The organism is Caulobacter sp. GW821-FHT09A05 (genome assembly GCF_059418465.1).
This window is the reverse complement of sequence record NZ_JBWKPX010000016.1, coordinates 61663-74503: the sequence shown is the minus strand read 5'-3', so window position 1 is coordinate 74503 and position 12841 is coordinate 61663. Positions and strand designations below refer to the sequence as shown.

The 12841-nt window shown below is 67.7% G+C and carries 12 protein-coding genes; 4 read left to right on the top strand and 8 right to left on the bottom strand.

Annotated features, from left to right (window positions below):
* Nucleotides 1-102 precede the first annotated feature (102 nt).
* Both AC07NX_RS16230 and AC07NX_RS16225 read left to right on the top strand, forming a co-directional pair.
* On the top strand, nucleotides 103-2493 hold the full coding sequence (locus AC07NX_RS16230; RefSeq protein WP_494643176.1) for a TonB-dependent receptor: 2391 nt from the start codon (nucleotides 103-105) through the stop codon (nucleotides 2491-2493).
* 56 nt (nucleotides 2494-2549) lie between these two features.
* On the top strand, nucleotides 2550-3773 hold the full coding sequence (locus AC07NX_RS16225; RefSeq protein ID WP_494643174.1) for a dipeptidase: 1224 nt from the start codon (nucleotides 2550-2552) through the stop codon (nucleotides 3771-3773).
* A 160-nt stretch (nucleotides 3774-3933) separates the two neighbouring features.
* Here the strand turns inward: AC07NX_RS16225 and AC07NX_RS16220 are convergent, their stop codons facing one another.
* Nucleotides 3934-4578, bottom strand: coding sequence for a YoaK family protein (locus AC07NX_RS16220; protein ID WP_494643172.1), 645 nt, complete (start codon nucleotides 4576-4578; stop codon nucleotides 3934-3936).
* A gap of 113 nt (nucleotides 4579-4691) precedes the next feature.
* Nucleotides 4692-5111, bottom strand: a complete 420-nt coding sequence (gene ndk, locus AC07NX_RS16215; RefSeq protein WP_494643170.1) for a nucleoside-diphosphate kinase — start codon at nucleotides 5109-5111, stop codon at nucleotides 4692-4694.
* Between the two features lie 100 nt (nucleotides 5112-5211).
* Here ndk and AC07NX_RS16210 point away from each other — a divergent pair, with 100 nt between their 5' ends.
* Nucleotides 5212-7080, top strand: a complete 1869-nt coding sequence (locus AC07NX_RS16210; RefSeq protein ID WP_494643168.1) for an ABC-F family ATP-binding cassette domain-containing protein — start codon at nucleotides 5212-5214, stop codon at nucleotides 7078-7080.
* Between the two features lie 3 nt (nucleotides 7081-7083).
* Here AC07NX_RS16210 and AC07NX_RS16205 read toward each other — a convergent pair whose 3' ends face one another.
* On the bottom strand, nucleotides 7084-7635 hold the full coding sequence (locus AC07NX_RS16205; RefSeq protein WP_494643167.1) for a hypothetical protein: 552 nt from the start codon (nucleotides 7633-7635) through the stop codon (nucleotides 7084-7086).
* Between the two features lies 1 nt (nucleotide 7636).
* Nucleotides 7637-8077 (bottom strand): hypothetical protein, encoded by a 441-nt coding sequence (locus AC07NX_RS16200; protein ID WP_494643166.1) that lies wholly within the window; start codon nucleotides 8075-8077, stop codon nucleotides 7637-7639.
* 247 nt (nucleotides 8078-8324) lie between these two features.
* Here AC07NX_RS16200 and AC07NX_RS16195 point away from each other — a divergent pair, with 247 nt between their 5' ends.
* Nucleotides 8325-8735, top strand: a complete 411-nt coding sequence (locus AC07NX_RS16195) for a hypothetical protein (protein WP_494643165.1) — start codon at nucleotides 8325-8327, stop codon at nucleotides 8733-8735.
* A gap of 22 nt (nucleotides 8736-8757) precedes the next feature.
* Here the strand turns inward: AC07NX_RS16195 and AC07NX_RS16190 are convergent, their stop codons facing one another.
* From AC07NX_RS16190 to AC07NX_RS16175, 4 genes are all read right to left on the bottom strand, one after another.
* Nucleotides 8758-10206 (bottom strand): hypothetical protein, encoded by a 1449-nt coding sequence (locus AC07NX_RS16190; protein WP_494643164.1) that lies wholly within the window; start codon nucleotides 10204-10206, stop codon nucleotides 8758-8760.
* Nucleotides 10207-10461: 255 nt separating this feature from the next.
* Nucleotides 10462-10803 (bottom strand): peptidase inhibitor I78, encoded by a 342-nt coding sequence (locus AC07NX_RS16185; RefSeq protein WP_494643162.1) that lies wholly within the window; start codon nucleotides 10801-10803, stop codon nucleotides 10462-10464.
* The gene (locus tag AC07NX_RS16180) at nucleotides 10800-11261 is read right to left on the bottom strand and encodes a DNA polymerase III subunit chi (RefSeq protein ID WP_145688773.1); all 462 of its coding nucleotides are present in this window, start codon (nucleotides 11259-11261) and stop codon (nucleotides 10800-10802) included. Before AC07NX_RS16180 ends, AC07NX_RS16185 begins: the two co-directional genes overlap by 4 nt.
* 2 nt (nucleotides 11262-11263) lie before the next feature.
* Entirely contained in the window at nucleotides 11264-12745 is a 1482-nt protein-coding gene (locus AC07NX_RS16175) for a leucyl aminopeptidase (RefSeq protein ID WP_494643161.1), read from the bottom strand.
* Nucleotides 12746-12841: the final 96 nt, after the last annotated feature.

Genomic DNA, 12841 nt, shown 5'->3' with positions numbered 1-12841 from the left:
TGAGTGCGCGACGCTTGGACCTGATTTTATATTATCGCCGCGAGCAGCTTTTCTGAATTTACCGAGATAGACAGACCGTCGAGCTTAGCCCCCGTCAAAAGATTGGGGATAGTCATGACGAACACGCGCCTTTCGCCGGCCTCGCGCCACTTCCGGGCCCTGCTGCTGGCCGCTTCGGTCCTGGGCGGCGCGACGCCGGCCCTGGCCCAGGAGGCCGACAAGGCCTCGACCGTCGACGAACTGGTCGTCACCGGGGCCCGGGTGTCCGAGGCCAGCGTCGCCATCGGCACCGACCACGCCACCGCCACGGTGTCGATAACCCGCGAGGCCCTGCTGTCGGCCCCGGCCGGCGTCACCGGCCTGAAGATGCTGGAGTCCCTGCCCGGCTTCAACGTCCAGGCCAACGACGCCCTGGGCATGTACGAGTTCGGCAATTCGGTCTCGGTGCGGGCCTTCAACTTCCAGCAGATCGGCTTCCTGCTGGACAACATCCCGATGGGCCGCAGCGACCAGTTCGGCGGCAGCCCGATCTACCGCTATGTCGACAACGAGAACCTTTCGCGCGTCACCGCCTCGGCCGGGGCCGGCGACGTCAGCCTGCCCAGCTACGCCTCGCTGGGACCGATCGTCGACTACTTCACCCAGAAGCCGTCCGAGGACGCCGGCGGCTCGGCCAGCCTGACCCTGGGCAGCGACAGCCTGCGCCGCACCTTCCTGCGCCTGGAGACCGGCGAGCACGCCGGTTGGTCGGCCTACGCCAGCGCCTCGATCATCAAGGGCGACCTGTGGCGCGGCCCCGGCACGATCGACCGCAAGCACTACGAGGGCAAGATCAACTACGCCCTGCCAAACGGCGGGAACATCAGCTTCCAGACCGTGCACAACGACTATTTCGACTACGACAGCCCGTCGATCACCAAGGCCCAGTACGCCGGGACCGCGGGCGACGTGTTCGGCCGCAAGGGGCGCGGCTTCGCCTACCTGGGCCACGTGCCGCTCTCGACGCCGTTCGGCACGGCGGCCACCGACTCCAGCCTGCCGCAGACCACGGCCGGCGTGCCCTATTCCAACAGCAACTACGCCCAGTACTACAAGTTCGCGGTCAACAGCCGGCAGGACCACCTGTACGGCCTGACCCTGAACACCCCGATCACCGACGCCATCGACGTCACCGCCACCGGCTATTACGAGGACAAGGAAGGCTACGGCGTCTCGCCCGAGGCCTACGCCACCTCGCTGAGCAGCTACAACGCCGAGCGGCTGATCGTGCCGGGCCTGACCGCGCCCAGGGGCCTGCAATACGGCCTGTCGGGCATCGACGGCACCCGCAAGGGCGTCACGAGCAAGATCGCCTGGCGCGCGGGCTTCAACAAGCTCGAGGCGGGCCTATGGCTCGAGGACGACGACTATCACCGCACCCAGGCGCGCTACAACGTGCAGGACGGCAACCCCGACGGCGCGCCGCTGTTCAACGAGCCCGTCCACCGGCAGCGCAACTACGTCTCGACCCGCCAGACCACGCAGTTCTTCCTGAAGGACACCCTGAGCCTGGTCGACGACAAGCTGAAGGTCGAGCTGGGCTTCAAGGCCACCGACATCGACTACAAGATCAGCGGCTATCGCAATCCGGCCGACTACATCAACAGCCGCCAGCCGACCCTGAAGGCCAACTGGAAGGACGATTTCCTGCCGCAGGTCGGCGTGGTCTACAACCTCAACAGCCGCGACCAGATCTTCTCGTCCTATTCGGAGAACATGGCCCTGCCCCGCGGCGCCGACGACGTGTTCTCGGCCGCCAGCCCGGCGGTGACCGGCCCCAAGCCCGAGACCTCGACCAACCTGGAACTGGGCTACCGCGCCAACCGGCCGACCTTCAACGCCTCGGTGGTGGTCTACAAGACGCAGTTCAAGAACCGCCTGCAGGCCTTCGCGGCCCTGGTGCCGGGCGGCGGCGGCACGACCGAGACCTTCTACCAGAACGTCGGGGCGGTGAAGGCGTCGGGCGCCGAGTTCAGCGGCCAGTGGAAGCCGGACCTGCTGGGCGGCAAGATCTATTTCAACGCCAACGCCTCGTACAACAAGTCGGAATTCCAGGACGACATCGCCAACTTCACCCTGACGCCGACGCCGGCGGCGCTCAAGATCGCCGGCAACGCGGTGCCCGACTTCCCCAAATGGCTGTTCCAGGGCGGGGTGACGGTGGAGCCGACCGACGGGGTGGTGTTCAACGTCTCGGCCCGCCACATCGACGACCGCTACACCAACTTCACCAACAGCGAGACCACCAAGGGCTATACGATCGTCAACGCCTATCTCGACCTGGGCGATGGCTTCGGGGCCGGGCCGTTCGAACAGGTCAAGGCGCGGGTCAATGTCGATAACATCTTCGACAAGAAGTACCTGGGCACGATCAACACCACGGTGAGCACCCCGGCCAGCTTCCGCCCCGGTTCGCACCGGACGATCCAGTTCACCCTCTCCGCCGACTTCTAGGCCCACGTTCCGGCCGGTCTTTCGCGAGACCGGCCGGACAGCGTTCGAGTGCTTCCATGACCCGCTCCCTGTTCCTGACGACTGCCGTCGCGGCCCTACTCCTGGCCGCCGCTCCCTCCCACGCCGCCGAAACCGCCGCCTCGGCCCGCAAGATCCACGAGAGCCTGCTGACCCTCGACACCCACCTGGACACCCCGGCCAATTTCGGCAGGCCGGGCTGGGACATCCTCGACCGCCACGACGCGGCCAAGGACGGTTCGCAGATCGACTATCCGCGCATGGTCGAGGGCGGGCTGGATGGCGGCTTTTTCGCCATCTACACGCCCCAGGGCCCGCGCACGCCCGAGGCTACCCGCGCCGCCCGTGACGCGGCCCTGATCCGCGGCGTCGAGATCCGCGAGATGGTGGCCAAGCACGGCGACAAGTTCGCCCTGGCGCTGAAGGCCGACGACGCCGCGGCCATCGCCGCCCAGGGCAAGCGCGTGGTGTTCGTCAGCATCGAGAACAGCTATCCGATCGACGGCGACGTCAGCCTGCTGTCGACCTTCTACGCGCTGGGCGTTCGCATCAGCGGCCTGGCCCACTTCAAGAACAACGACATGGCCGACAGCTCGACCGACAAGTCCGAGTGGCATGGTCTGTCGCCCCAGGGGAAACAGTTCGTCGCCGAGGCCAACCGGCTGGGCGTGGTGCTGGACGGCTCGCACTCGTCCGACGAGGTGCTGGACCAGCTGATCGCCCTGTCCAAGACCCCGGTGATCCTGACCCACTCGGGCTGCAAGGCGGTGTTCGACCATCCGCGCAACGTCGACGACGCCCGGCTCAAGGCCCTGGCCGCCAGCGGCGGGGTGATCCAGGTCGAGGCCTTTTCCAGCTACATGATCGACGCGCCCAAGAACCCCGAGCGCGAGGCGGCGATGGCGGCCCTGATGGCCAAGGTCGGGGCGCGGTCGAAGATGAGCGAGACGGACCGCGCCGCCTTCATGGCCGAGCGCAACGCCATCGACGCCAAGTGGCCGGTCAGGAAGGCCACCTTCGACGACTTCATGAACCACCTCAACCACGTCCTGAAGGTGGCCGGGGTCGACCACGTGGGCATCGGCATCGACTTCGACGGCGGCGGCGGGGTCACCGGCCTGGAGGACGCGTCGGACTACTGGAAGATCTCCCAGGCCCTGCTGGCCGAGGGCTACACCAAGGCCGACCTGGAGAAGATCTGGAGCGGCAACGTCCTGCGCCTGCTGCGCGCGGCCGAGGCGGCCAAGGCGCCGGCGGGGTGAGAGGCGCGCGGCGATTTAGCCCCTCCCGTTGTCATTCCGGGCGAAGCGCAGCGAAGACCCGGGACCCAGGACCACCGCATTGCGCCGGCCCCTGGGTCCCGAACAGCCCCTGTGAGGCTTCCGGGATGACAACCGCAAGGGGCGGATCGAGCTCACAAGCCTAAACCGCCCGCCGCTCCCGCCAGGCCTTGACCGCCGCTAGGGTCGCCACCACCCCGGCCGCCGCCCACAGGGCCAGGACGCCGACCCGCAGATAGGCCGCCGCGCCCAGGGCCCCACCCAGGCTCAGGCCGGCCCACAGCAGCGCGTAGGGCCCCCAGGCCCAGCGATCGCCGCCCGTCAGGGCCGCGGCGATCCGCTGGCCGATCTTGACCAGGGCGCCGGTCATGTAGGTCAGCCCCACCCCGACGTCGCCGTTGCGCTGGAACACCGCGTTCTCCGCGCCCATGGCCAGGACCATGGCCGCGACGCCGGCCGTGTCGAAACCGAGGGAGATCAGGGCGGCGGCGGCGGCCAGCAGCGCCGCCTCCAACGCCAGGATCACGGAACGCCGCCCCTCGCCGGCCCGGCGCGCCACGAGCGCGCCCAGCACCACGCCGGCGACGAACAGGCCGATCAACGCCAGGGCCGTGCGGACCATCGCCCACTGGCCGGTGGCGAGCCCGACGCCCAGCCGCGTGGAGTTGCCGCTCATGAACGAGACGAAGAAGCCGCCCAGCTTCAGGAAGCCGATGGCGTCGACATAGCCGGCCACGCCCGACAGCCCGGCGGCCAGGGCGACGTCGCGGCGGCGATAGTCCTTCATGGCGGCTCCCCAGCTTCGATGCGATCGATCGTCACCGATACGGGGCGGCCCGCGCAAACAAAAAGGCCGGCGGATCGCTCCGCCGGCCTCCTCGGATCGGTAAGGCGGAAGCCTTAGCCGACGATCTCTTCGTCCTTGAAGAACTGGGCGATCTCGATGGCCGCGTTCTCCAGGCTGTCGGAACCGTGGACCGAGTTCTCGCCGATCGACAGGGCGAACAGCTTGCGGATCGTGCCTTCGTCGGCGTTGTCCGGGTTGGTGGCGCCCATGACTTCGCGGTACTTGGCCACGGCGTTGTCGCCTTCCAGCACCTGGACGACGACCGGCTCGGCGGTCATCTGGGCGACCAGCTCGCCGTAGAACGGACGCTCGGCGTGGACTTCGTAGAACTTCTTGGCTTGCGCCTCGGTCAGCTTCACGCGGCGCTGGGCCACGATGCGCAGGCCGGCGTCCTCGATCACGGCGTTGATCTTGCCGGTCAGGTTACGACGCGTGGCGTCAGGCTTGATGATCGAGAAGGTGCGTTCGGTCATGATCCGAAAATCTCACAGAGAAAGTTTGTCGATTGGGAGGTTGCGGGCTTATAGCCGGGCGCCTCCTCCCCGCCAACCCGCCGCGTAACCTTAAAATCAAATGCTTCAGATCAACGACCTGACCTTCGACGCCTGGGGTCGGCGGTTTTTCGACCACGCCAGCGTGAGTCTGCCGCCCGGCGCCAAGGTCGGGCTGATCGGCCGCAACGGCGTGGGCAAGTCCACCCTGTTCAAGCTGATCCTGGGCCAGTTGCACGCCGGCGACGACGAGATCAGCCTGCCCAAGAGCGCGCGGATCGGCTCGGTGGACCAGGAGCATCCGGCCACGCCCTTCACCCTGCTGGAGACCGTGCTGGAGGCCGACGAGGAGCGCCACCGCCTGCTGACCAGCCTGGACACGGCCGCGCCCGAGGACATGGGCGAGATCTGGGCCCGGCTGATCGAGATCGACGCCGACGCCGCCCCGGCCAAGGCGTCGGAAATCCTGGTCGGCCTGGGCTTCACCCAGGAGGACCTCGGCCGGCCGATGGCCGAGTTCTCGGGCGGCTGGCGCATGCGCGTGGCCCTGGCCGCGGCCCTGTTCGCCGAGCCGGACATGCTGCTGCTGGACGAACCGACCAACTATCTGGACCTGGAAGGCGCGCTGTGGCTGGAGGCCAGGCTCCAGAAGTACCCGCACACCGCCCTGATCGTCAGCCACGACCGCGAGCTGCTCAACAACAGCTGCACCCACATGCTGCACCTGGCCGGCGGCAAGCTGGAACTCTACACCGGCGGCTACGACGACTTCGAGAAGCGCCGCGCCGAGAAGGCCCGCCTGCAGCTGTCGGCCAAGGCCAAGCAGGACGCCGAGCGCGCCCACCTGCAGGCCTTCGTCGACCGCTTCAAGGCCAAGGCCTCCAAAGCGGCGCAAGCGCAGTCCCGCATGAAGCGCCTGGCCAAGATGGAGCCGGTGGCCACCACGATCGAGGAGCGCGTCGCGCCCTTCACCCTGCCCTCGCCGCCTCGCCCGCTGCCGCCGCCGTTGATCCGGCTGGAAAAGGCCTATGTCGGCTACGAGCCCGGCCGCGCGATCCTCAAGAACCTCAACCTGCGCATGGACTTGGACGATCGCATCGGCCTGCTGGGCGTCAACGGGGCGGGCAAGTCGACCTTCGCCAAGATGATCGCCGGGGCCCTGGGCGTGCAGTCGGGCGAGTTCCACCGTGACCGCAAGATGAAGGTCGGCTGGTTCCACCAGCACCAGATCGAGGCGATGGATCCCGAGGACACCCCGCTGGAGATCATCCGCCGGGCCATGCCGGACGCCTCGGAAAGCTCGCGCCGCTCGCGCCTGGCCCAGTTCGGCCTGGGCTTCGAGAAGCAGGAGACCAAGGTCGAGAGCCTGTCGGGCGGCGAGCGCGCGCGCCTGCTGCTGAACCTGGTGGCGATGGACGCCCCGCACATGCTGATCCTGGATGAGCCGACCAACCACCTGGACATCGACTCGCGCCGCGCCCTGCTGGACGCCCTGAACGACTACGAGGGTGCGGTGATCCTGATCACTCACGACCGCTCGCTGATGGAGCTGGTCGCCGACCGCCTGTGGCTGGCCGCAGACGGCACGGTCAAGCCCTTCGACGGCGACATGGACGAGTACGCCAAGTTCGTGCTCGACCGCGCCAAGCAGGCCGTCAAACCGACCCAGGTGGCGCGCGAGCCGGCCAAGGCCGAGCCCGCCGCCGCGCCGAAGAAGACCGTCGCCATCGAGCCGCTGAAGCGCAAGATCGAGGCCGCCGAGCAGGTGGTCACCCGCCAGACCCGCCAGGTCGCGGAGCTGGACGCCCAGCTGGCCGATCCGCAGCTCTACAAGAACCCCGCCAAGGTCGCCGAACTGACCAAGCGCCGCGACAACGCCAAGGCCAAGCTGGACGAGGCCGAGGCGACCTGGATGAGCCTGGCCGAGGAGTTGGCGGCGGCGGAGGCCTGAGGCCTACTTGCGGTCGAAGAAGGCCCGGCGCAGGGCGGCGGACTTGACCTGGTCCGCCTGGATACGCTGGCGCTTCAACGTCTTGCGCAGCGCGGCCTGGCCGCCCAGGCCCTGGGCGTAGCGGCGCGCGGCGTCCTGGGCCAGGGCCTCAAGCGTCGCCGGCGTCACGCCGTCCTCGCCATAGTCGAACACCTCGCGCGGCGGGCCGATCAGCCGGCAGGCGCCAGGCGCGCGCGACAGCAGCACCCCGACCCTGTCGACCTCGACGGCCGGCCTGTCGCCGGCCCGCTCGACCAGTTCGCCGCCGACCACCAGGACCTCGCCCGCCGCCGTGCTGGCGTTGCCGGCCTGGGCGAAGATCCACATCCGCCGGTCCCAGCGGGCGTTGGCCAGGGCCGGACAGGCCTGGACCAGGTCGGCGGCCGCGGCCGTGAACCGCGCCCCGGCCGGCAGCTTCAGGCCCAGCAGCGGGTCGACGATCGGTTGGGACGCCGGCCCGGCCGCGACCGGGCCGGCGGCGAGGCCGGCCAGCAGGGCGAGGATCGCGATCCTCATCTCAGCGCCTGTAGATGACGTAGCTGGGCTTCTCGCCGCGATAGGCCGGTCCCGGCCAGAACGCGTCCTGGACGAAGTCAGAGATCCAGTTGGCGCCATCATAGCCCTGGATATGCCCGGCGGTGCTGCTGCTGGGGTTCTGGATCACCGCCACGTCGCCGACCTCCAGCTTGAACCCGGCCGAATCGACGCCCTTGCTGACGGCGTCGCCGGAGACGAAGCGCGCCACGGCGGTGAAGCCCCGCGCCTCCAGATAGGGCCCGTAGTCCTTGGCGAGGCGCGGATTGGGCCCGGTGGCCATGCCGGCGGCCTCGAGGGCGATTCGCACGTACTTGGCGCACTGGCCGGCGCCATAGGGCGGCAGGGCGCGGGTCTTCAGCGTGGCGGCGAACCGCGCCTTGTCGAAATCCACGGACGCCAAGGCCGTCGCCTGATCGCTCATTCGTCGCTCTCCCTGAGGTGGCATGATGCTGAAGGCCGGTCTTCAGCTTGGCAACAGTCGATGTCGCTTTTTCGATCGCCTCGACCACGTCTAAGCTTGACCATGGCTTGGCGAATACCGGAAACGGCGGGTTTTGACCGGCGCGGCTCGAGCATTCGGCCGATCGATCGAATAGATCGGCATGGTAAATGCGCCTAAACCACGTCTCTTATCCTTTACGTGACCCGCAACGCGTATTCCTGCTCGCATGAGTTCAGGAACCACGTCCCGAAATCACATCGTCGCCAATCCCGAAGGCCTGTCGGCCACGGTGGTGCTCGCCGCGTTCGGCGACTGGCTGGATCAGCGCCTGGCCGAGGCCATGCGGCTGGACATGGACCTGGCCTTTCGCGACCGGCCGTTCGACGTCGAAATCGGCCGCGTGCCGCCCCTGGTGGGCTGGGAGCACCGCTACCTGCAGCCCGGCGCCCCGGCCCCGCAGGGCAAGATGTGGACCGTCTATCGCCTGCAGGACCAGGCCGGCCGGCCCGCGCCCCTGCACCAGCACCAGCACGCCGACGACTACGCCGACACCCTGACCCCCCTGCTGGGCGAGCTGGGCTATCTGGGCGTCTTCGACGGCGAGCCGGCGCTGTTCCCGGGCGTGGGCCGGCGATAACCTCCCACACCCCGAAGGAGGCCTACGGCGTATTCAAAGCGACCTGCTTGTGAACTCCGGAAGCTCCATTGATCACAGCGGTGTTCGTCGTCAGTCCGCTGAAGGCGTTACCGATCACGGTAAAGTCGTCCGAGGTCCCTACCACCATCACGCCATGTTGCAGGACGTAGCTGGATGAGTTGTGGCCGATGTTGCCGATCGCCGAGAAGCAGTTGCAATCGGAAAAGGCGATGGCCCAGTCGATGTTGGCCCCCGCGAAGAAACCTCCGATGGCATACAATCTGTTGTTGGAAACCACCGCGCCTGTGACCCCGTACATATGAACCGCCCGCTCAAAGCCGGTGAACCGGCATTCCGTGATCGAGATGTCCCGAACGATTGCTGTGATCTGGGCTTTCTCGAAACGCACGGGAATGATTTGAGCGTTGGCGCCGCGAAAATCGACGCCGGTGATTTGGACGTTGTCGATCACGCCGGAGCCGTCAGCGGTCGCCAACACTCGTGTACCGGGAGCCTCGTAGTCGAACTGGCAGCCCGTCGAGACATAAATGTCACCGAGCTCCCGCGTGCTGTAGAGGTCTAGGCCCACAGCGCCGCCGTAGAACACGCAGTCGCTGAAGCGGATGCCTTTCAATTCCGTGCCAGCCGTCGTGTTCTGGATTCTGACAGTGCTCGAACCGGCCGGCGTGGAGGCGCCCTTCACCTGTAGGATAGTGCTCGTAAACTGCAGATCCCCGCAGCGACCACCGCCGTCCTCGATCAAGCAGGCCCGGGCCCCGGCTTCCTCGCGTGACGAGATCAAGCAGTCAGAGATGTGCCAGAGCCGGGTTTTGGTCAGGTTCAGGCCAATCTTGAAATCATCGATCATTAGATTGTTGACGCGGCAATAGGCTTGCGGATCGCCTTGACCACCGACGAGTAGACCCGTTTCCATGGCCGAGGCCCCTCGAACCAGGGCGAAATTGGCTAGTTCCACGTCGATGACTGAGCCGATTTCCGGGAGGGTCACCGGCGAAATCTTTAGCAGCGGACCGGTCGTGCTGGTCGAGCCAGCGATCAGGCGAGACCCGTCCAGAACCGTGCCCGCGCCGATGATCGACAGCGCCACGCCCGGCGAAGGTTTCAATTCTATAGTGCTGTCGCAACGATAGCGCCCATAGCTCTGGAGAACCACCCGCGCCCGGCCGCCGGCTGAAGCCGATTTTTCGGCCGCGCTGACGCAGTCGACCGCCGCCTGGAGGGCGGGCGCGTCGTTATTTAACTCATCGCCGGTTGCGCCCCACCATTCGGGAATGACCTCCGAGACGCCGACGACCTTGCTGCCGGCGCCGATGGTCTCGAAAATCTTCGCCCGGCCGGCCTCGACCCGACCGCGAATGGTTAGCACGGCGCCGGAGGTGACCTGAATCTTCGCGCCTGGCGCAAAAGTATAGATGAGGTCCGCTGGCCAGGTTTCGCTGGTGCTGACCACGATTGTGCCGCTAATCGGCAGAGAGGGAACAGTCATAAAAAGATGCCCTGAGAGTAGGAGGTTCAAAATGGTCGCGAACGTGTCGCGACCTTAAGATCCTCGCTCTCAGGAACGTCAAAATCGGTCGTACCTCACCTGGTGTTGGTCCACCTGAACTGCTGGCGTACGATCGCCGCTTCCCGATGAGCACGTGACGAAGAAGGCCCGAAACCCATATCGGAAGCGCGACCTGAAGCGATCAGGTCGGCATACGCCCTACCCGCATTTCACCTGCTGGACGACCCCGGTGTCGGGGTTGAACAGGATGTTCAGCCGGTCGGGACGGTAGTCCATGGTCACCGGGCAGGTCGTGCAGGCCACCCGCCAGCGCGAGGGATCCACCGGGGCCGGCAGGTCGGTGCGGTTCTTGCCGACGAACGCCTGGGCGTCCTTCAACCCGCACTGGTCCTTCTCCGCCACAGGCGGCTTGGCGGGCAAGGCGACGGCCGGCGGCGCGGTCGGGGTGGTCGGCGGCGGCATGGGAGCGGGCGCCGGCGGCGCGCCGCTGGAGCAGGAGACCAGCAGCAGCGCCACGCCAGCCAATACGAACCGCTTCATGCCTGTTTCTCCCATCCCCGTTCGGCGCCCTGGCGCCAGTAGGACACGGGATGGCCCGCGCCCTTGAAGGCCTTCCATCGGCCCCGCGCCAGGCGCAGGGCCTCCTCGTCGCGGCCGTCGAACAAAAGGATGCAGCGTTCGAACGCCGAAAGGTCGCCTGGCTCGGCCCCGTCGAGCAGGAACAACGCCTGGCCGCCGTTCGGGTTGTCCAGCCGGTCGGTGAGCAGCACCGGCTGGCGGTCGGCCATCGGCTCGTCATCCAGGCCGTGCGGCAGGAAGCTGTCGTCGCGCCAGGTCCACAGATGGGCGTCCAGCGCCCGCAGGCGGGCCGGATCGCCGCCGCGCACCAGGGCCCGCCAGCCGCGCCCCAGGGTCTTTTCCAGCAGCCCGGGCAGCACCTCTTCCAAGGGGCTGCGCTCGAGGTGGTAGAACCAGATGTCGCAGGGCGCGGCGGTCAAGGTCAGCCTTCGTAGGCGTCGGCCACGAGGCGATTGAGCAGCCGCACGCCGAAGCCGACCGCGCCGTCCGGGACGGTCGGGTCGGTCGAGGGCTTCTTCCAGGCCACCGAGGCGATGTCCAGGTGGGCCCACGGCACGCCGTTGACGAACTTCTGCAGGAACAGCGCCGCGGTGATCGAGCCGGCGGGGCGGCCGCCGATGTTCTTCATGTCGGCGATCGGGCTTTCGATCTGCTTCTCGTAGGACGCCGGCATCGGCATGCGCCACAGCGGCTCGCGTTCGGCCTTGCCGGCGGCGAGAAGTTTTTCCGACAAGCCGTCGTTATTGCTGAACAAACCACCCAGGTCATGACCCAGGGAGATGATGATGGCGCCGGTCAGGGTGGCCAGGTCGACCATGAACTTGGGCTTGAAGCGATCCTGACAGTACCAGAGGGCGTCGGCCAGGACGAGGCGGCCTTCGGCGTCGGTGTTGATGACCTCGATGGTCTGGCCCGACATCGAGGTGACCACGTCGCCGGGGCGCTGGGCGTTCCCGTCGGGCATGTTTTCGACCAGGCCCAGCACGCCAATGGCGTTGACCTTGGCCTTGCGACCGGCCAGGGCGTGCATGACGCCGGCCACGGCGGCCGCGCCGCCCATGTCCCACTTCATGTCCTCCATGCCGTCGGCCGGCTTGATCGAGATGCCGCCGGTGTCGAAGCAGACGCCCTTGCCGACGAAGGCGACCGGCTGGGCCGACCTGTCGGGCGCGCCCAGCCACTTCATCACCACCAGCTGGCTCTCGCGGACGCTGCCCTGCCCCACGCCCAGCAGGCTGCCCATGCCCAGCTTGGCCATGTCGGCCTCGCCCAGGATCTCGATCTCCAGGCCCAGCGCCTCCAGCCCCTTCACGCGGGCGGCGAATTCCTCGGGATGCAGGATGTTGGCCGGCTCGGAAACCAGGTCGCGGCTGAACAGAATCGCGTCGGCGACCGGCTCCAGCGCGGCGAAGGCCTTGCGCGCCTTGGCCGGGTCGGCGGCGGCCACCTTGACCACGCTCACCGAGGGCTTCTTCTCGGCCTTCTCGGTGGTGCGGTACCGGTCGAATCGATAGGCGGCCAACTTGACGCCGAAGGCCGCCCGCGCGGCGGTCTCGGCGTCGCCGCCCAGCTTCAGCACCAGTTCGGTGACGCCCGAAGCCTTCAGCGCCTGGAAGGCGTGGCCGGCGGCGAGTTCGACGGCCTCGGGCTCGAAGGCGCCGTCGCCGTCGACGCCGACCAGCAGCACGCGGGCGGCCTCCAGGCCGGCGGGCGCGATCAGGTCCAGCGTCTGGCCCTTGGCGCCCGTAAAGCGGCCGCCCGCGACGGCCCGGGCCAGCGCCCCGCCGGTCGCCTCGTTGACCGCCTTGGCCTCCGGCGACAGGGCGGCGGCTTCATAGGCCAGGACGGCCAGGGCGGCGTTGGCGCCGGCCTGGGCGTCGGCGGTGACGAACTCGATACGCATGACGCGCTCCTGATAACCGGTGGAGCCCTGGCGGGACCTTCGACCCGTTGGATTGACCCAAACCCGGACCGAAGAAAAGCACCAATCGTCGGGCCC

Excerpts from the sequence above, each read along its gene's own strand:
- AC07NX_RS16225 (WP_494643174.1), top strand. The coding sequence starts at position 2,550 with ATGACCCGCTCCCTGTTCCTGACGACTGCCGTCGCGGCCCTACTCCTG.
- AC07NX_RS16220 (WP_494643172.1), bottom strand. The coding sequence starts at position 4,578 with ATGAAGGACTATCGCCGCCGCGACGTCGCCCTGGCCGCCGGGCTGTCG.
- ndk (WP_494643170.1), bottom strand. The coding sequence starts at position 5,111 with ATGACCGAACGCACCTTCTCGATCATCAAGCCTGACGCCACGCGTCGT.
- AC07NX_RS16210 (WP_494643168.1), top strand. The coding sequence starts at position 5,212 with ATGCTTCAGATCAACGACCTGACCTTCGACGCCTGGGGTCGGCGGTTT.
- AC07NX_RS16205 (WP_494643167.1), bottom strand. The coding sequence starts at position 7,635 with ATGAGGATCGCGATCCTCGCCCTGCTGGCCGGCCTCGCCGCCGGCCCG.
- AC07NX_RS16200 (WP_494643166.1), bottom strand. The coding sequence starts at position 8,077 with ATGAGCGATCAGGCGACGGCCTTGGCGTCCGTGGATTTCGACAAGGCG.
- AC07NX_RS16195 (WP_494643165.1), top strand. The coding sequence starts at position 8,325 with ATGAGTTCAGGAACCACGTCCCGAAATCACATCGTCGCCAATCCCGAA.
- AC07NX_RS16185 (WP_494643162.1), bottom strand. The coding sequence starts at position 10,803 with ATGAAGCGGTTCGTATTGGCTGGCGTGGCGCTGCTGCTGGTCTCCTGC.
- AC07NX_RS16175 (WP_494643161.1), bottom strand. The coding sequence starts at position 12,745 with ATGCGTATCGAGTTCGTCACCGCCGACGCCCAGGCCGGCGCCAACGCC.